Annotated in this window: 15 protein-coding genes; 6 read left to right on the forward strand and 9 right to left on the reverse strand. The window is 65.9% G+C overall.

Translation table 11 applies throughout. The features are described from left to right. Window positions 1-10: 10 nt before the first annotated feature. Together BLS34_RS02015 and BLS34_RS02020 are read right to left on the reverse strand one after the other, a co-directional pair. Window positions 11-499: a SixA phosphatase family protein gene (locus BLS34_RS02015; protein ID WP_175474069.1), complete on the reverse strand. Its 489-nt coding sequence runs from the start codon at window positions 497-499 to the stop codon at window positions 11-13. Beyond that, entirely contained in the window at window positions 496-1,743 is a 1,248-nt protein-coding gene (locus BLS34_RS02020; RefSeq protein ID WP_093147767.1) for a bifunctional alpha/beta hydrolase/OsmC family protein, read from the reverse strand. The genes BLS34_RS02015 and BLS34_RS02020 overlap by 4 nt, the downstream gene beginning before the upstream one ends. A 43-nt stretch (window positions 1,744-1,786) precedes the next feature. Here BLS34_RS02020 and BLS34_RS02025 point away from each other — a divergent pair, with 43 nt between their 5' ends. The 4 genes from BLS34_RS02025 to BLS34_RS26370 all read left to right on the forward strand — a co-directional run bounded on the left by BLS34_RS02025 (window position 1,787) and on the right by BLS34_RS26370 (window position 5,402). Further along, window positions 1,787-2,326, forward strand: a complete 540-nt coding sequence (locus BLS34_RS02025; protein WP_175474070.1) for a GNAT family N-acetyltransferase — start codon at window positions 1,787-1,789, stop codon at window positions 2,324-2,326. Window positions 2,327-2,482: 156 nt separating this feature from the next. Beyond that, a complete protein-coding gene (locus tag BLS34_RS02030) occupies window positions 2,483-3,487 on the forward strand; it encodes a cysteine synthase A (RefSeq protein ID WP_093147772.1) in 1,005 nt (334 codons plus the stop codon). A 14-nt stretch (window positions 3,488-3,501) separates the two neighbouring features. Beyond that, a complete protein-coding gene (gene sseA, locus BLS34_RS02035) occupies window positions 3,502-4,362 on the forward strand; it encodes a 3-mercaptopyruvate sulfurtransferase (protein WP_093147774.1) in 861 nt (286 codons plus the stop codon). After that, window positions 4,359-5,402: a GNAT family acetyltransferase gene (locus BLS34_RS26370; RefSeq protein WP_245701889.1), complete on the forward strand. Its 1,044-nt coding sequence runs from the start codon at window positions 4,359-4,361 to the stop codon at window positions 5,400-5,402. Before sseA ends, BLS34_RS26370 begins: the two co-directional genes overlap by 4 nt. Here the strand turns inward: BLS34_RS26370 and BLS34_RS02050 are convergent. The 5 genes from BLS34_RS02050 to BLS34_RS02070 all read right to left on the reverse strand — a co-directional run bounded on the left by BLS34_RS02050 (window position 5,367) and on the right by BLS34_RS02070 (window position 11,073). Continuing rightward, the gene (locus tag BLS34_RS02050) at window positions 5,367-6,428 is read right to left on the reverse strand and encodes an SDR family oxidoreductase (protein WP_093147776.1); all 1,062 of its coding nucleotides are present in this window, start codon (window positions 6,426-6,428) and stop codon (window positions 5,367-5,369) included. The genes BLS34_RS26370 and BLS34_RS02050 overlap by 36 nt on opposite strands. Window positions 6,429-6,563: 135 nt before the next feature. Continuing rightward, on the reverse strand, window positions 6,564-7,358 hold the full coding sequence (locus BLS34_RS02055) for an amino acid ABC transporter ATP-binding protein (RefSeq protein ID WP_038014192.1): 795 nt from the start codon (window positions 7,356-7,358) through the stop codon (window positions 6,564-6,566). Between the two features lie 35 nt (window positions 7,359-7,393). Next, complete coding sequence (locus BLS34_RS02060; protein WP_028794775.1) at window positions 7,394-8,743, reverse strand: amino acid ABC transporter permease; 1,350 nt, start codon at window positions 8,741-8,743, stop codon at window positions 7,394-7,396. A gap of 3 nt (window positions 8,744-8,746) precedes the next feature. Next, on the reverse strand, window positions 8,747-9,943 hold the full coding sequence (locus BLS34_RS02065) for an amino acid ABC transporter permease (protein WP_093147778.1): 1,197 nt from the start codon (window positions 9,941-9,943) through the stop codon (window positions 8,747-8,749). Window positions 9,944-10,032: 89 nt separating this feature from the next. Continuing rightward, the gene (locus BLS34_RS02070; protein WP_093147780.1) at window positions 10,033-11,073 is read right to left on the reverse strand and encodes an amino acid ABC transporter substrate-binding protein; all 1,041 of its coding nucleotides are present in this window, start codon (window positions 11,071-11,073) and stop codon (window positions 10,033-10,035) included. 350 nt (window positions 11,074-11,423) lie between these two features. On the opposite strand from BLS34_RS02070, the gene metC reads away from it, so the two are divergent. Continuing rightward, entirely contained in the window at window positions 11,424-12,644 is a 1,221-nt protein-coding gene (gene metC, locus BLS34_RS02075; protein WP_093147782.1) for a cystathionine beta-lyase, read from the forward strand. Between the two features lie 91 nt (window positions 12,645-12,735). Further along, window positions 12,736-13,881, forward strand: coding sequence for an HD-GYP domain-containing protein (locus tag BLS34_RS02080; protein WP_139189060.1), 1,146 nt, complete (start codon window positions 12,736-12,738; stop codon window positions 13,879-13,881). Between the two features lie 13 nt (window positions 13,882-13,894). On the opposite strand, the gene BLS34_RS02085 is transcribed toward BLS34_RS02080, so the two are convergent. Both BLS34_RS02085 and BLS34_RS02090 read right to left on the reverse strand, forming a co-directional pair. Beyond that, window positions 13,895-15,493, reverse strand: a complete 1,599-nt coding sequence (locus BLS34_RS02085) for a rhodanese-like domain-containing protein (protein ID WP_093147786.1) — start codon at window positions 15,491-15,493, stop codon at window positions 13,895-13,897. Window positions 15,494-15,518: 25 nt separating this feature from the next. After that, window positions 15,519-17,405, reverse strand: coding sequence for an ABC-F family ATP-binding cassette domain-containing protein (locus tag BLS34_RS02090; protein ID WP_093147788.1), 1,887 nt, complete (start codon window positions 17,403-17,405; stop codon window positions 15,519-15,521).

A 17,405-nucleotide genomic window follows, 5' to 3' on the forward strand; every position in this document is an offset into this window, starting at 1 on the left:
CCGTTCCCGGTCAGACCAGGTCCTTCGGCGTGATGAACCGGCGCAGGTCCGCCCCTTTGGGCGCAAGCGCCGCCCAACCGCTGGCCGCCTCCAGGGTCGCCAGCGCGCAGGTCGGGAACTTCACGCCGACGCCGGCGCCGGTCAACAGGCCCACGGCGTCCTCCATCCCTGGATTATGCCCGATCACCAGGGCAACCCGGGCCCGTACCGGGATCGATTTCAGGCGGGCAACCAGTTGCGCCGCGCTGGCCATGTAGATGTCCCGGGTGGTCTCGACGGGCACGCCCTCGGGCAGGCCGGCGCGCAGGATCTCCAGAGTGTCCCGGGTCCGGCGGGCGCTGGAACACAGAACGAAATCCGGCGCGATCCCCTGCTGTCGGCAATAGACCGCCATGGCGGCGGCGGCCCGTTCGCCGCGCGGCGCCAGTGGCCGGTCATGGTCAGCCTCTCCGCCGTCCCAGTCGGACTTGGCGTGCCGCATCAGGTGCAGCGTGATCATGACGCCGCTTCGTCGTCGGTGTCGCCTTCCAGCGTCGTCACGATTGAGATTTTCGAGTGGAGGGTGCGGTGCACCGGGCATCTGTCGGCGATCTCGCGAAGCTTGGCCCGCTGATCGGCGTCGAAGTCCCCTTCGATCACCAGGACCCTGTCGATCCGGTCGATCTTGGCCTCGCGGGACTCGCAGTCCGCGCAATCCTCGGCATGCACCTTGGCATGGCGCAGACGGGTCTCCAGCCGGTCGAAGGTCCAGCCCTTACGGTCGGCGTACATCTTCAGGGTCATGTTGGTGCAGGCCCCGAGCCCGGCCAACAGGAAGTCATAGGGGCCGGGGCCGCTATCTGTACCGCCGACCGAGACCGGCTCATCGGCCCGCAGCCGGTGGTGGGGACCCGCAGCGATCCACTGCGGAAACTTGCCGTCTCCGGCATCGGCGACCACCACTTCCCCTTCCTCGGCGCGCACGCCATCGGGTCTGGAGTCGTCCAGGAAGCGTTCGGCCCAGCCCGCCAGAACGGCAGCCACATAGGCGCTGTCGGCCTTGCGCGTCAGCAGGTGGTCCGCCTTGTCGAGAGAGACGAAGCTCTTGGGGTGCTTGGCGGCGACGAAGATCTCGGTGGCGTTGTTTATGCCGACGATCTCGTCAAGGGGCGCATGGAAGATCAGCAGGTCCTTGCGCAGGGCCGTCACCATGTCCGTCAGGCGATGGTCGCGCAGATCCTCCACGAAGGAACGCCGGATCTGGAACCGACGGCCGCCGAGCTCGACATCCGCAGCGCCGTCACGCTCGATGGCATCGAGGCTTCCCTTGAAGTTATGGATCACATGCGTCGGATCCGACGGTGCGCCGATCGTCGCCACGCCGCGCACCTCTTCGATCCGCGCCGCGGCGGCCAGCACCGCCGCGCCGCCCAGGGAATGCCCCACCAGAATAGTCGGAGCCCGATACTCCCGGCGCATGAAATCGGCCGCGGCGACCAGGTCGTCCACGTTCGAAGCGAAGGTGGTGTTGGCGAACTCGCCCTCGCTGTGGCCGAGGCCGGTGAAGTCGAATCGCAACACGGCGATCCCGCGCTCGGCGAGACCCGTGGCGATGTGGCGGGCGGCGGCGAGATCCTTCGAACAGGTGAAACAGTGCGCGAAGAGCGCATATCCGCGGGTCGGGCCCGTCGGACGGTCGATCCGGGCTGCGAGCGTATCGCCCAAAGCCCCGGTGAAGTTGACACTTTCCGTACGCACAGCCATGGTCGATCTCACTGGTTGGCGGGGACTTAGGGGGTTCTACCACATGGCGGTTGAGGGGGAAGCGATAGCCTATGGTGGCCGTGAACCGGCGCCTGTCGATATCCGCTTCGCAACCCCGGCCGACGCGGACGCGCTCGCGTTGCTCAGCCAGGAGCTGCTGGCCTTCTACTCCCTGCCCGTCCATTACCAGCGGTCCTACATGGCCCACGTGATCGCCGACAAGGCGTTCCGAGAGCCGCCGGCGGTCGAGATCCTGATCGCCAACGGTGCAGATCGGGCGGTCGGCTTTCTCGTCTTCAACGAGACCTTCGCGCTGGCCAACTGCCAGAGTGCGGTGTTCATCCAGGACCTGTTCGTCACCCGCAAGGCGCGGACCGGCGGGATCGGCCGCCGGCTGATGACCAGGCTGGCGGAGATCTGCGTGGAACGTGGGGTGACCCAGCTCGATTGGACCGCGGACCCCTGGAACGACAAGGCGCGGACCTTCTACGAATCCATGGGGCCGCTGCTGAAGAGCGAGAAGATGTATTATCGGATGCTGGGTCCGCGCCTCGCCAAGCTGGCGGAGCAGGGCGACGGCTGACTTCCCTCGTTCGCATTCGCGATCACTGTATTGACCGTCCTGCGGCCGGTTTCCCCCTCGCCTGAGCTTTATCCCCGCGTTCCGTCCGGCTAGGCTCCCAGCAACGAGTTCGGCGCGATCCGCGTCGGCCACAGGATGACGGACGGAGACGACCTCATGGACGTGCGTGACGGTTTCATCGGCGCGATCGGCAATACCCCCCTGATCAAGCTCAAGGCGGCGTCGGAACGCACCGGCTGCACGATTCTCGGCAAGGCGGAGTTTCTCAATCCCGGCGGCTCGGTGAAGGACCGCGCGGCGCTCGCCATCGTGCGCGACGCGGAGGAGAAAGGCCTGCTGCGGCCCGGCGGCGTCATCGTCGAGGGCACGGCCGGCAATACCGGAATCGGCCTGTCCCTGGTCGGCAATGCGCTGGGCTATCGCAGCGTCATCGTCATGCCGGAGACCCAGAGCCAGGAGAAGAAGGACATGCTGCGCCTGTGCGGCGCCGACCTCCGCCTGGTGCCCGCCGTGCCGTACAAGGATCCGAACAACTACGTGCGCTACTCCGGCCGCCTGGCGGAGGAGATCGCGGCACAGGAACCGAACGGCGCCATCTGGGCGAACCAGTTCGACAATGTCGCCAATCGCAAGGGCCACTACGAGACCACCGGTCCGGAGATCTGGGAGCAGACCGACGGCAAGGTCGACGGCTTCATCTGCTCGGTGGGCAGCGGCGGCACGCTCGGCGGCATCAGCATGGCCCTGAAGGAGCGCAACAAGAACATCCAGATCGGCCTCGCCGACCCGATGGGCAGCGCGATCTTCGGGTATTACGCCCATGGCGAGCTGAAGGCGGAAGGCGGGTCGATCACCGAAGGCATCGGCCAGGGCCGGATCACCGCCAACCTGGAGGATATCGTCGTCGACCAGCCGTTCCAGGTTACCGACGAGGAGGCTCTGCCGGTGGTGTTCGACCTGCTGAAGGAAGAAGGCCTGTGCCTCGGCGGGTCGAGCGGCATCAACGTGATGGGCGCGATCAAGCTGGCCGAGCAGATGGGGCCGGGTCACACCATCGTGACCATCCTCTGCGACGGTGGCGCGCGCTATCAGTCGAAGCTGTTCAACCCGGCATTCCTGCGCGAAAAGAATCTGCCCGTTCCGGCCTGGCTGGACGACTGAGAGGATTTCAGACCATGACCGACGCACTCGTTTCCACCGACTGGCTGGCCGCGCATATCGACGACCCGAAGGTCGTGGTCCTGGACGGCACGTATCATCTGCCGACCGCCAAGCGCGACGCCGATGCGGAGTTTCCGGACGGCCACATTCCCGGGGCCCAGCGCTTCGACATCGACAAGGTGTGCGACCCGGACGATCCCCTGCCCCACATGGTCCCTGGGGCGGACGCCTTCGCCAAGGCGGCGAGCGCGCTCGGCATCGATGCCGACACTCTGGTGGTGGCGTATGACGTTTACGGCATGCAGTCCTCGGCGCGGACTTGGTGGATGTTCCGGCTGTTCGGGCACGACAAGGTGGCGGTGCTCGACGGCGGTATGCCGAAATGGCAGGCCGAGGGCCGGCCGATGGAGACCGGCCCGGCGAAGCGGCGCCCGGCGACCGACTTCAAGGCACGCTTCCGCCCGGAACTGGTGAAGTCGCGCGACGACGTGCTGGCGGCCGTGAAGGCGGGCGACGTGCAGATCGTCGACGCCCGGCCAGCCGGCCGCTTCACCGGCGAGGAGGCGGAACCGCGTCCCGGCATGCGCTCCGGCCATATCCCGGGCTCCCGCTCCCTGCCGGTCACCGAGCTGGTGAACAAGGACACCAAGACGGCCCTGGACAGCGACGCCGTGGCGGCGAAGTTCAAGGCGGCGGGCCTCGACCCGTCGAAGCCGACGATCTCCTCCTGCGGGTCGGGCGTCACCGCCTGCATGATCGCGCTGAACGCCAATCGGCTCGGCCATCCCGGCATGGCGGTCTATGACGGCTCCTGGTCCGACTGGGGCTCGCGCCAGGATACGCCCGTGGATACCGGTCCGGCCGACGCCCAATGAGCCTGACGTTCCGGCCGATCGAGACCGACGACATCGACGGTATCGTCGACCTGTGGGAGCGCTGTGGCCTGCTTGTGCCGCATAACGACCCGCGCCGGGACATCGAGTCCGCGCGCCGCGCGCCGGACTCCGACATTCTGGTCGCCCATGTCCTGGGCAAGGTCGTGGCGTCGGTGATGGTCGGCTATGACGGGCATCGGGGCTGGGTCTATTACGTGGCGGTCGATCCGAACCGCCGCCGCGCCAGCATGGGACGTCAGGTGATGAAGGCCGCCGAGGCCTGGATGAAGACCCGCGGCGTGCCCAAGGCGGAGCTGCTGATCCGCGACACCAACGCCCAGGTGCGCGACTTCTACGCCAAGCTCGGCTGGAGCGAGGAGCCGCGGGTGGTGATGAGCAAACCCATGGTCGATGCGCCGGCGATCGGGCTCGGCACCGTGGATACCGTCGTCACCTCCCTGGAGATGCTGAACCGGCCGACCCGCCCTTCTCCGCACCCGCCGGCGAGCATGCGCACCGCGCTGATCCGCGCGGAGCCGCCGACCGTTTCGTTCTACCGCTACCTCTACAACACCGTGGGCGGCGACTGGACCTGGGTGTCGCGCCGGCTGATGGACGACGCGGAACTGACCGGCCATATCACCGATCCCAAGGTGGAGATCTACGTCCTCTACGTCGACGGCGCGCCCGCCGGCTACGGCGAGATCGACCGGCGCCGGAACGACGGCAACGTGGAGTTGGCCTATTTCGGACTGATGCCGGAGTTCATCGGGCGCGGCGTGGGACGCTACCTGCTGGACACCGTGATCGACATCGCCTGGACCGGTCCGACGACGCGGCTGTGGGTGCATACCTGCGACCTGGACCACCCCCGGGCGATCGGCACCTACCAGAAGGCCGGCTTCGTGCCGTTCGACCAGTATGTCGAGACCCTGCCGGATCCGCGGCTTGCCGGCCTGCCCATCCCCCAGCGGCGTCCGACCCCGTCCGATGCGGTCTCGCTGTCAGGGAATGACACGGTGACGCCGATACGCCGCTAGGGCGCCCAGCAGGCTGTCGCGGCTGGCATACACCCGGTCGAACCCGGCACGGCGGATCTTCACCGTCGACGACATGTCGTCCCAGGTCGCTGCGAAGGTGGCATCGCCATAGGGTCCATTGGCGATCCGGCCGATATCCGGCTCGCTCAACCCCTCGCGCGCCACCATCTCCCGCCAGGGACCGGCGGCGGCGGCGAAGGCGTCGGTCAGGCTTTCGGTCTGCACGCCGGCCGGCTCCAGTTCGAAGAAGGCGGCGATGTCCGGCCACACCTCCTTCCAGCGGAAATAGTCGGCATTGATCACGTTGAACGGCTGGTTCGCGGCCGAGGGGCTGGTCGCGCACCACTGCATCGCGTCGACCAGCAGATCGATATCGGTGACCTGGGAGACCCGGTCGAAATGGCTCTGGGTTCCCGGGAAGGTCAGCGGCCGCCCCTGCTCGCGGCACAGCACCGCGTGGACGGCGACGACACTCAGGATGTTGTGCGGATAGCCGAGCGAGAAGCCGATCAGCAGATGCGGCCGGGTGGTCGACCAGGAAAAGCCGCGCTTCGGCCCCTCCGCCTCCAGCCAGTCCTGCTGGTCGAAATAGAAGTTCGGCACCGCACAGCGCGGATCGTCCTCCTCGGCCGGCGTCTTGAACGGACCGACATGGCTGCCGTACCACTTGGTTCCATGCACCGAATGGACGTGGACCAGGCGGGCGCCCGCAGCCTGCGCCGCCTCGACCGTGTTCACCAGCATCGCCGTATTGCGCGCCGCCTCGACTTCCGGATCGGGATCCGGCGCGCGGCCGGCGTAGAAGATATGGGTGACCGCCGCCCCGAGCCGCGCCAGGGCCGCCTTCAGCCCCTCGGCATCGGTCAGGTCGGCCGCCACATGCTCCAACCCGTCGATCGCCGGCTTCGGCGGGGTCCGGGACAGGCCGATGACCCGCCACCCCTGCACCAGCAGCCGCGTGGCGATGCCGCGCCCGACGATGCCTGACACGCCGGCGATCAGGGCAACGCCCTTGTCCTCGACCATAAGATCCTCCCGTTGGTCTCTTTGGTGTTTTTATGGTGTGCCAAATAGATAGGGGGCGCACCAGCGAACCGGCACGCCCCCCGGACCTCCCCCGCCCCCCGCGGGTTTGGCCGTCTCATCCAATCTCGGACGCGGTCAGTGGGCCAGGATCTGGCTCAGGAACAGCTTGGTACGATCCGATTTGGGATTGGTGAAGAATTCGTCCGGAGTGTTCTGCTCCACGATTTCGCCCTGGTCCATGAAAATCACCCGGTCGGCGACGCGCTTGGCGAAGCCCATCTCGTGGGTGACCACCAGCATCGTCATGCCGCTCTCGGCGAGGCCGACCATAACGTCCAGCACCTCGGAGATCATTTCCGGATCCAGGGCCGAGGTCGGCTCGTCGAACAGCATGATGGTCGGGCTCATGCAGAGCGAACGGGCGATCGCCACGCGCTGCTGCTGACCACCGGAGAGCTGGCCGGGATACTTGGCCGCCTGTTCGGGGATCTTCACCCGCTCGAGATACTGCATGGCGATCTTCTCGGCCTCGGCCTTGGGCATGTTCTTCACCCAGATCGGGGCGAGCGTGCAGTTCTCCAGCACCGTCAGGTGCGGGAACAGGTTGAACTGCTGGAACACCATGCCGACGTTGCGACGGATCGCGTCGATGTTCTTGATGTTGGTGCCCATCTCGGTGCCGTTGACGATGATATCGCCGGCCTGGTGTTCCTCCAGCCGGTTGATGCAGCGGATCATCGTCGACTTGCCGGACCCGGACGGGCCGCAGATCACGATCCGCTCACCCTTGTTGACCGAGAGGTTGATGTCCTTGAGGACATGGAACTCGCCAAACCACTTGTTCACCGAGGCCAGTTCGATGACCACCTCGTCGGAGATGGCGGAGGCGACATGGACGCCGTCGTCGGGGAGTTGAGTGTCGAGGCTCATTGGTGGATTCCCTGTTCTCGTTCGTTATCGGACCGTCACCGCCGGCCGTAGCCGCCGCCGATCGTCCGTTCGAGATGCTGGCTGTATTTCGACATGGCGAAGCAGAGCACGAAGAAGATGGACGCAGTGAACAGCAGCGGCTCCGTATGGAACCCAAGCCAGCTCGGATTCTGACCCGCCGCCTTGCCCATCAGCAGGATGTCGTAAAGACCGATGATCGACACCAGCGTGGTGTCCTTCATCAGGCCCATGAAGCTGCCGACGATGTTCGGGATCATCAGCTTCAGGGCCTGCGGCATCACGATGAGAGCCATCATCTTCCAGAAGGACAACCCCATGGACTGCGCGGCCTCGTACTGCCCCTTGTTGACCGCCTGCAGACCGCCGCGCACCGTCTCCGCCATGTAGGCAGCGGCGAAGATGCAGACCGCCACGATCACCATCGCCAGCTTCGGCGGGTTGAATTCGACCGGCAGGAACAGCGGCATCATGGTCACGGCCATGAACAGGATGGTGATCAGCGGCACCGAGCGGAACAGCTCGATGAACGAGGTACAGAACACCCGGATGACCGGCATCTTGGAACGTCGGCCCAGCGCCAGAAGAATGCCGTTCGGCAGAGCCGAGGCGATGCCGATGCCGGAGATCACCAGGGTCAGGAACAGCCCGCCCCAGATCGTGGTCTGCACCTCAACCAGGTCCCAGCTCATGTGGTAGATCAGGGCGATCACGAAACCGACCGCGAAGGCGCCGAGCAGCACGTACTTGTGCAGCCGGTCGTCCTTGTCGGTGAAGCCGGTTATGGAGATCAGGAGCTCCGGCAGCGACCTGCCCAGGACGTAGCACGCGGCCACATGCAGCCAGACCGCGACAAACAGGGTCAGGGCGATGGAGGCCATCACATGCAGGAAGATCCCGGTATCGCCGCCGATGAACATCGATGCCGCGAGGAACGGGAAGGTCAGAACGGCCGACATGCCGACCTGGATCTTGCCCGTGACCTTCGGCAGCCAGAACGGGATCAGCCAGAGCAGCAGGATGATGCCCCCGAGATTGACCCGCCACTGCTCCTCGTCGGGATAGCGGCCGTACATCATGCTGTTGAACCAGGCACCGATGCCGGCCCAGCAGGCCCCCTCACCCAGGTTGATGTCGAGGCACTCGCGATAGGTATCCGCCGTCCAGACCGCGTTGATGATGCCGTATTCGACGGCGAACTGGACGATCAGGTACAGGAGGTAGACGCCCAGCAGCGTCAGGATCGTGTCGATCGGGCCGCCGAACAGGTTCTTGCGCAGCCAGCCCACCACGCCGACCGTATTGGCCGGCGGAGGCAGGCTCGGTTTCGGGCGGAAGGCGGTGTCGGATTGAGTCGCATCCGTCATGACTCACCGCTCCTTAATCTGAACGAGTTTGTTGTAGTAGTTCAGCGCTGCCGAGATCGTCAGGCTGACGGTCATGTAGAACAGCATCACCATGGCGACGATTTCGATCGCATGGCCGGACTGGTTCAGCGAGGTCTGCATGAAGACCGCGACGAGATCCGGATAGCCGATGGCGATCGCCAGCGACGAGTTCTTCACGACGTTCATCCAGTTGCTGATCATCGGCGGGACGACCGCGCGCATGGCCTGCGGGATGACGACGAGGCGCAGGGTCCAGCTCGGCTTCAGGCCGAGGGAGTAGGACGCCTCGGTCTGGCCGTGGCTGACCGACAGGATGCCGGCGCGCACCGCCTCGGCCATGAAGACCGTGTGGTACAGGACCAGGGCGAACAGCAGGGCGCAGAACGCCCGCGGCACATCGGCACCGCCCTGGAAGTTGAACCCCTTCAGCGCCGGATAGTCGAAGGTCAGCGGCGCGCCCAGGGCGAAGAACGCCAGGAGCGGCAGGCCGACCACCAGGCCGACGCCCGTCCAGAAGGCCGGAAAGCGCTGGCCGGTGGCCATCTGACGCTTGGTGGCCCAGACCGTCACGCCGTAGGCCACGGCGATGCCGATCAGCACCATGATGATGACGATGTCGAAGCCGTCGCCCGGCACGGGAGCCGGCACGTACAGGCCTCGGTTGTTCAGGAAGAAACTATCCAGCCAGCCCAGGCTTTGCTTGGGCGACGGCAGGGCCGAGGACAGGGTGAACCAGAACAGGATGTGCAGCAGCAACGGCACGTTGCGCATCACCTCGACATAGGCCGAGGCGATCTGGGCGACGACGAAGTTGCTGGACAGACGCATCACGCCGACCACGAAACCAAGCAGCGTGGTGGCGATGATCGCGAAGAAGGACACGATGAGCGTGTTCGCGATGCCGACAAGATAGACGTGGAAATAGGTGTCCCCGGCCTCGTAGTCGATGATCGACCACGCGATCGAGAACCCTGCCGTACTGCTCAGGAACTCGAAGCCGGTGGACATGCCGCGAGCCTGAAGGTTCTCGGCGGTATTCGTGATCAGGTACTGAGCCGTCCAGATGACGGCGACGGCAACGATGATCTGATAGAAGATCGACCGAAATCTCTCGTCATTGACGATTTCTGAAATCGAGCGCGCGTCCCTACGCGGGACAGCCTTGTCGACAGCGGACATCAGCGCGTCCTCCGAACCGCAGTAATTTTAATGTCTAAAGAAACGGTGCCCGGTCGAAGACTCGACCGGGCACCGAAGCATTCAGACGATCACCGGAACGGCGGGGAGTACATCAGGCCGCCCTTGGTCCACAGGTCGTTCACCGACCCGGCCCGCGGGATGTTCATGACGGTCTTCGGACCCATGAACTCTTCGTAGTTCTCCGCGTAGTTGCCCACGGTCTTGATGATGTTGTAGGCCCACTCCGGCTCAAGGCCGAGACCCTTGTTCAGGTCGCCCTCGACACCAAGCATGCGCTTGATTTCCGGGTTGGTGCTGCTGGCCTTCATCTCGTCGACGTTGCCGGAATTGATGCCCATCTCCTCGGCATTGATCATGGCGAAGAGCGACCACATCACGATGTCGTTCCACTGGCTGTCGTTCTGACGAACGACCGGGCCCAGCGGCTCCTTCGAGATGGTTTGCGGCAGGATGGTGAAGATCGACTGGTCCGGCGCCTTGGCGCGGGTCGAGGCCAGGCTCGACTTGTCGTTGGTGATGGCATCGCAGCCGCCCGAGAAGAACGTGCTGTCACGCACGTTGCTGTCCTCGAACACAACCGGGTTGATGTCGAGGGAGTTGGTCCGGCTGTAGTCGGTCAGGTTCAGCTCGGTGGTGGTACCGGTCAGCACGCAGACCGTCGCACCGGCAAGCTCCAGGGCGCTGGTCACGCCGCTGTCGTTGGTGACCATGAAACCCTGGCCGTCATAGAAGTTCACCGTGGTGAAATCCAGGCCGAGCTGCGTATCGCGGAACAGGGTCCACGTGGTGGTGCGCGACAGCACATCGGACTCGCCGTTCGCCATCGCGGTGAACCGGACGGCGGACGTCACCGACTGGTACTCGATCTTGTCGGGGTCGCCGAAGATCGCCGCGGAAACCGCGCGGCAGTTCTCGACGTCGAAGCCGGACCACTTGCCGTCATCGGACAGCGAGTAGAAACCGGGCGCCGGCGTGCCGACCTGGCAACGCAGAATGCCGCGGTTCTTGACGATCTCCAGCGTGCTGTCCTGTGCCAGGACCGGCTCGGGAGTAATCGCGAGGCTTGCCAAGAACCCCGCGCCCAGAGCCAAAAGGCTGACCTTCTTCATGATGTGAAACCCACCCAGGTTATCGTTGTAACTGGATCGACCTATGCGATCCCGGATTCCAGCCTTCGCAAAGACCTTGCCAGGATGTCATTGACCGAATTCCGCGACTTTTTGCCCCCCGTCACGCCAGACAATTGCCCAAAAGGCGTGCAATTGCCGTTCGGATGCCGTCAAAGGATGCAAGCCGCCCGGAACATGATCATTCCAACATGGCGTTTACCTGAAAAGCAAGCTTTCCAGGTCTCGGCGCGAGTGCTCTTGTCCCAGGCGCCAGACGAACCGAGACTGCACGCAACGAACATTGTCCCGACTTGCTCCTGGACACCCGAGGTAACCCTTTCGAGGAAAAGATGGCCGAAGACCGCCAGCACAAGACACGCACCCGACTGATTCACGCCGGGCGCACGCCGCACGAGTTCAGTGGAGTCGTGAATACTCCGGTGTTCCACGCCTCGACGGTCCTCGCCCCGAGCCTGGAGGCCTGGCGCCAGGTACGTTCCGCCCCGCCGCCGAATTATAATGAAGGGATCGACGCCCCGATCACCTATGGGGTGAGCGGCACGCCGACCACCTACCGTCTGGAGGCGGCTCTCTGCGAGATCTACAAGGCGGGCGACGTGGTCATGACCTCCTCCGGCCTGTCGGCGATCACCGCCGGGCTGCTGGCGGTGCTGAAGGCCGGCGACCACCTGCTGATGACCGACACCGCCTATTTCCCGACCCGAAAGTTCTGCGAGCAGGTCCTGGCGAAGTTCGGGGTCGAGACGACCTATTACGACCCCCGGATCGGCGCCGGCATCGCCGGGCTGATGCGCCCCAACACGGCTTGCGTCTATACCGAGAGCCCCGGCTCCCAGACCTTCGAGGTCCAGGACATCCCGGCGATCGCCGAGGTCGCGCACAAGGCCGGCGCGGTGGTGATGATGGACAACACCTGGGGTACGCCGCTGTTCTGCGATCCGTTCGCGCTCGGCGTCGACATCGTCAACGAGGCGGTGACCAAGTATATTGGCGGCCATTCAGACGTGATCATGGGGCTGCTCGCCAGCACCCGCGACTACAGCGAGCAGGTCCGCTCCACCGTGCGGCTGCATGGCCACTACGTAGCGCCCGACGATCTGTATCTGGCGGCGCGCGGCCTTCGCACCATGGAGATCCGCCTGCGACAGACCGGCGAGACCGGCCTCGCGCTGGCCCGATGGCTGGAAGGACGCCCGGAGATCGAGTGCGTGCTCCACCCTGCCCTGGAGAGCCATCCGGACCATGCCCTGTGGAAGCGCGATTTCAGCGGCTGCAGCGGCCTGTTCTCCGCCGTCTTCAAGCCGGTGCCGGATCAGGCACTCGCCGCCTTCTACGACGGGCTCACGCTGTTCGGCATGGGCGCGAGCTGGGGCGGGTTCGAAAGCCTGGTCAAGCCGACAGACATCACCCCGGAACGCAGCGCCACGACCTGGCCGCACGAGGGTCCCATCGTCCGGTTCTATACCGGACTGGAGGATCCGGACGATCTGATCGCCGATGTGGAGGCCGGGCTCGACCGCATGCGGGCGATCGCCGCCGTTGCGGGTTGAGTGCTCCGTTAACCGCTCCGACCAGGATCCCTGCTATCCTCAGCCGCCTGACCGATAGGTAGGGCCGGATCCGACTGATCGAGGTGTCTCCTTGCCCAACAGGTCTCCCATCGCGGCACGTAAGCCGAGGCTGGTGTTCTGCACCGCCCGCCCGGCGCGCTATGCGGCCGTGCTCAACGTCCTGCGGCAGACCTTCGCCATCACGGTGATCCCGAACGACCCGAGCGCCGCGAAGACGTTCGAGACCCACCCGGACTGCATCGTGATCGAGAACCAGCTGGTCGGCGGCGACGGGATGTGGCTGGCGCAGCAGGCGAACGCCCTGCGGGCGGGCGGGCGGCAGTCCCTGATCATGGTGGCGCCGAAGATGACCCTGCCGATCGGGCGGCTGATCGAGGAACGGGTCATCGACGCCGCGATCACCGGGTCGCCGGAGACCGGCGAGTTCCTGAACAGCTTCTGGCGGGCGTACGGCACCGTCAGCGAGGACGAGACTCTCAGCGCCCTGTCCAAACCCGCCGGCCAGGTCATGCAGAGCGGCCGGCAGCTCTTCACGCAGTTGGAGGACATGACCGCGACCGGCGGGATCGACCTGGAAGGCCGCAAGCTGGTCGCCAGCGCTGCCGCCAGTGTCGTCGATCTCGCCGGCGATCCGAGCGTGGCGCCGATGCTCCATCAGCTCCGCGGGCACCATGACAGCACCTTCGCCCACAGTCTGCGGGTCGGAATCCTGATGGCGTCCTTCGGCCGCGCGATCGGCGTGGGGGACGACCAGCTCCGGCTCATGGCCGAGACCGGACTGCTGCACGATCTGGGCAAGATGCAGGTGCCGCTGTCGATCCTGGCGAAACCGGGCTCGCTGACCGAGGCGGAGCGTCAGGAGATGAGCCTGCACCCGGTCTACGGCGCCCAACTGGTCAACGAAGGCTACCGCGATCTGCCGGACCTGATCTCCGCGGTGCGCCATCACCACGAGAAGCTGGACGGTACCGGCTACCCGGACGGCCAGACCCGGGGTCAGATCCACGAGATGTCGCTGTGCACGGCGGTGGTCGACGTGTTCTCCGCCCTCACCGACCGGCGCGACTACAAGGAGCCGATGGAGCGCGACCAGGCCTTCGCCATCATGGACACCATGGCCGGCCCGCATCTGGAGCCGCGGCTCTACCGTCGGTTCCGCGAGCTGGTGCTGGACACCCGTCTGGCCGACGAACCGCAGGTGCGCGCGGCCCGCTAAAGGCCCCGATCGGTCAGGCGGGAAAGTGCCTGAAGCTGATGCCGCCGGCCTTCTTGATCTGCTCGACCAGCGCGACTTCCCAGGTCAGATAGTCGTTCATCGCCTTTTCGATCTCTGCCTTGTTGGTGCGATCGTAGGGCCGCAGGTAGCTGTCATCCGGCTCCGACAGGACGGCGGTCATGCCGCTCTGCAGGGGCAGGCCGGCCACCTTCCAGGCCGCGGTGCCCCCCTCGATCACCGAAATGTCGCGCCCGGTGCCGCTCAGATCTGCGGCGGCGAAACGGGCCAGCATGCCGTCGGGCGAGGTCAGGACGATGGCCTTGTCCGCCGGGATCTTCGACAGATTGTCGGCGATGGCCACCCGGCCGGCCCACCAGGCGCCCTCGGGATGGGCGTCGCGGTAGTCCAGCGCCTTGGCCAGATCGAGGACGACCGCACCGGCCTCCGCCAGGGACCGGGCGGCGGCGGCCGGAACGGTCTTCACCTCCGAAACGGCGTCGAGGCCGAGGATCTCCGGCGTGTAGCGGCCCGAGACCGTGCGCTGGCTGTCGAGCGACGCGGTCAGCACATACACGTCGCGCCAGCCGAGCTGCACCAGCCAGCTCGCGGTCATCAGCGCCCGCACCTTGCGGTCGTCGACCAGCACGACCCGCGCGTTGCGCACCGGCAGGTAGCTGTCGGTCGCCTGCACGAGTTGGCCGCCCGGCGCATGACGGCTGTCGGCGATGCGCCGCGCCTCGAACTCTTCCAATGTCCGCACATCCAGGATCGCCAGGGTGCGGCTGTCCCGCTGCTCGCGCCAGGCGTCGAGGGTATCCGCATCGACGGTCTTCACGCCGAAGCGTTGCGCACAAGCCTCCGCCTGCGCCACGGCCTTGGCCAGGATGTCCTCGGCCGGCTCCGGCGCGGTGCGGTCGTTGCCGTGCTCGAGCTGATAGCCCGACAGGTGCCAGCCCATGGTGCCGTTGCGCAGAGCCACGACCTTGTTCGGGATGCCGGCATTGATCAGCGACTGGGCGCCGATGATCGAGCGGGTGCGGCCGGCGCAGTTAACCACCACGGTCGTGTCGGCATCGGGTGCCACCTGCCCTACCCGGTAGACCAGCTCCGCACCCGGCACGTCGATGCCGGTGGGGATGTTCATGACCCGGTATTCGTCCATCGGCCGGCTGTCGAGCACCACCAGCTTCTCGCCGGACTCCATCATCGCCTTCAGCTCGTCGGCCGACACCGAGGGGGTGTCGTAGGCATGCTCGACGAACTCGCCGAATGCCTTGGACGGGACGTACATGCCGCTGAACAGCTCGAAGCCCGCCACCGCCCAGGCCTTGGTGCCGCCGTCCAGCACGGCGACGTCGGTGTAGCCGAAGCCTTCCAGTAGCGCGGCCGCGCGCTCGGCCAGCCCTTCGCCGGCATCCTCGACCACGACCGGCGTGGACCGGCGCGGGATCTGCTCGCCGACCCGGAGCTCGAGCTGACCCAGCGGAATATTGGCGGCCAGAATCGGGTGGGACGCGCCGTAGGCCGCCTGCTCGCGCACATCGATCAGCGCGATCTCCCCGTCGCCGTCCAGGGCCGCCTTCAGGGTCGCGGCATCGATCGTCTTGGCCATTCCACTTCCTCCCTTGGTCCGCCGGTCAGGCCGCTGTCGATTCCAGCGCCTCGGCGGTTGCCAGCCAGTGTTCTTCGGCTTTCTCGATCGCGGCGTCGAGATCCGCCTTTTTCTGAATCAGCTTCTGAAGCTCCGCCGTCGACCCGTCATAGGTCGAGGAATCGCCCAGCTTGGCGACGACCGTCTCGCGCTGCTGCACCAGCTTCTCCAGCGCTTTTTCGGCATCCTTCGCCTTCTTCCGCAACTCGGCGGACAGGCGCCGGCTCTCCGCATTCTGGCGGCGCTGGTCCTTCTTGTTGACCTTCTCGCCGTCCTTGTCGCGACCCTTCTCGCCCCGGCGATCGTCGCGAATGTGGTCGCGATAGGCGGCGAGATCGCCGTCGAAGCGGGACACGGTCCCGTCCGCAACCAGCCACAGGCGGTCCACCGTCAGCTCCATCAGCCGCCTGTCATGGCTGATCAGGATGACCGCGCCGGAGAAGTCGTTCATCGCCTGGACCAACGCGGTACGCGCATCGATGTCCAGGTGGTTCGTCGGCTCGTCGAGCACCAGCACATGCGGGTCGTCCGCCATCACCAGCGCCAGGGACAGCCGCGCCTTCTCGCCCCCGGACAGGGCGCCGACCCGCGTGGTCTGCTTGTCCTGGGTCAGACCGACCGAGCCCAGTCGGGCCCGCACCCGATCCACCGCATGCCCCTTCAGTCGCCGCGTCAGATGCTCGACGGCGGTGTCGTTCGGATCCAGCTCATCGGCGTGATGCTGCGCCACATAACCGACCCGCAGTTTGGCGGCGCGGTGGATCTCGCCGCCCGAGACCTTGAGCTCGTCGGCGATCAGCCGGGCGAGCGTGGTCTTGCCGTTGCCGTTGGCGCCGAGCAATCCGATCCGGTCGTCTGGGTCCAGCCGCAGGTCCAGGTGGCGCAGGATCGGCTTGCCCGCCTCATAGGAGACCGAGGCCTTATCGATCGCGAGCAAGGGTGGAGCGAGTTCCTCCGGTTCGGGGAAGCGGAAACGGGTCTCCGGATCGCCAACGGCGGCCGGGATCACGTCCATCTTCTCCAGCATCTTGATGCGGCTCTGGGCCTGGCGTGCCTTCGATGCCTTGGCGCGGAACCGGTCAACGAAGGACTGCAGATGCTTCCGCTGCGCTTCCTGCTTGATGCGTTGGGACTCGATCTGGCCCAGCCGCTCTTCGCGCATACGCTCGAAATCGTCGTAGTTGCCGGTGTACTGGGTGAGAGTCAGCCTCTCGACGTTCAGGATTGTCGTCGGCACCGAGTTCAGTAGATCGCGGTCGTGGCTGACGATGATCAGGGTCTTGGGGTAGGCCTTCAGGTGCTGTTCCAGCCAGATTGTGGTTTCCAGATCCAGGTGGTTGGTCGGCTCGTCGAGCAGCAGCAGTTCCGGCTCCTGGAACAGCACGCCGGCGAGCGCCACGCGCATCCGCCAGCCGCCGGAATACTCCGACAGCGGCCGCTTCTGCATGTCCTCGGTGAAGCCGAGACCGGCCAGGATCCGCGCCGCCCGGGCCGGGGCGGCATGGGCGTCGATATCGACCAGACGGGTCTGGATCTCGGCGATGCGGTGCGGATCGGTCGCGATCTCCGCCTCGTCGAGCAGGGCGGCGCGTTCCTTGTCGGCGGCCAGCACATGCTCGATGGGCGTCTCGGTGCCGCCCGGCGCCTCCTGGCGCACCCAGCCGATGGCGTTGTTCAGCGCGAACGGCCCGGTGAGACTGACCGAGCCCAGGTCGGTCTGCAGTTCGCCGACGATCACCTTCAGCAGGGTCGATTTTCCCGTCCCGTTGCGCCCGACCAGCCCGACCCGGTGGCCCGGCGGAATCGTGGCGGTCGCGTCTTCGAGCAGGATGCGTCCGGCGACGCGCACGGTGATGTTTCGGATCGACAGCAT

It is taken from the genome of Thalassobaculum litoreum DSM 18839 (assembly GCF_900102465.1).
GTDB lineage: Bacteria > Pseudomonadota > Alphaproteobacteria > Thalassobaculales > Thalassobaculaceae > Thalassobaculum > Thalassobaculum litoreum.

Coding starts and splice junctions, on each gene's coding strand:
- BLS34_RS26370 (WP_245701889.1), top strand. CDS start 4,359: ATGAGCCTGACGTTCCGGCCGATCGAGACCGACGACATCGACGGTATC.
- BLS34_RS02060 (WP_028794775.1), bottom strand. CDS start 8,743: ATGACGGATGCGACTCAATCCGACACCGCCTTCCGCCCGAAACCGAGC.
- BLS34_RS02055 (WP_038014192.1), bottom strand. CDS start 7,358: ATGAGCCTCGACACTCAACTCCCCGACGACGGCGTCCATGTCGCCTCC.
- BLS34_RS02030 (WP_093147772.1), top strand. CDS start 2,483: ATGGACGTGCGTGACGGTTTCATCGGCGCGATCGGCAATACCCCCCTG.
- BLS34_RS02050 (WP_093147776.1), bottom strand. CDS start 6,428: ATGGTCGAGGACAAGGGCGTTGCCCTGATCGCCGGCGTGTCAGGCATC.
- metC (WP_093147782.1), top strand. CDS start 11,424: ATGGCCGAAGACCGCCAGCACAAGACACGCACCCGACTGATTCACGCC.
- BLS34_RS02065 (WP_093147778.1), bottom strand. CDS start 9,943: ATGTCCGCTGTCGACAAGGCTGTCCCGCGTAGGGACGCGCGCTCGATT.
- BLS34_RS02070 (WP_093147780.1), bottom strand. CDS start 11,073: ATGAAGAAGGTCAGCCTTTTGGCTCTGGGCGCGGGGTTCTTGGCAAGC.
- BLS34_RS02015 (WP_175474069.1), bottom strand. CDS start 499: ATGATCACGCTGCACCTGATGCGGCACGCCAAGTCCGACTGGGACGGC.
- BLS34_RS02085 (WP_093147786.1), bottom strand. CDS start 15,493: ATGGCCAAGACGATCGATGCCGCGACCCTGAAGGCGGCCCTGGACGGC.
- BLS34_RS02090 (WP_093147788.1), bottom strand. CDS start 17,405: ATGCTGTCGATCCGAAACATCACCGTGCGCGTCGCCGGACGCATCCTG.
- BLS34_RS02020 (WP_093147767.1), bottom strand. CDS start 1,743: ATGGCTGTGCGTACGGAAAGTGTCAACTTCACCGGGGCTTTGGGCGAT.
- BLS34_RS02025 (WP_175474070.1), top strand. CDS start 1,787: ATGGCGGTTGAGGGGGAAGCGATAGCCTATGGTGGCCGTGAACCGGCG.
- sseA (WP_093147774.1), top strand. CDS start 3,502: ATGACCGACGCACTCGTTTCCACCGACTGGCTGGCCGCGCATATCGAC.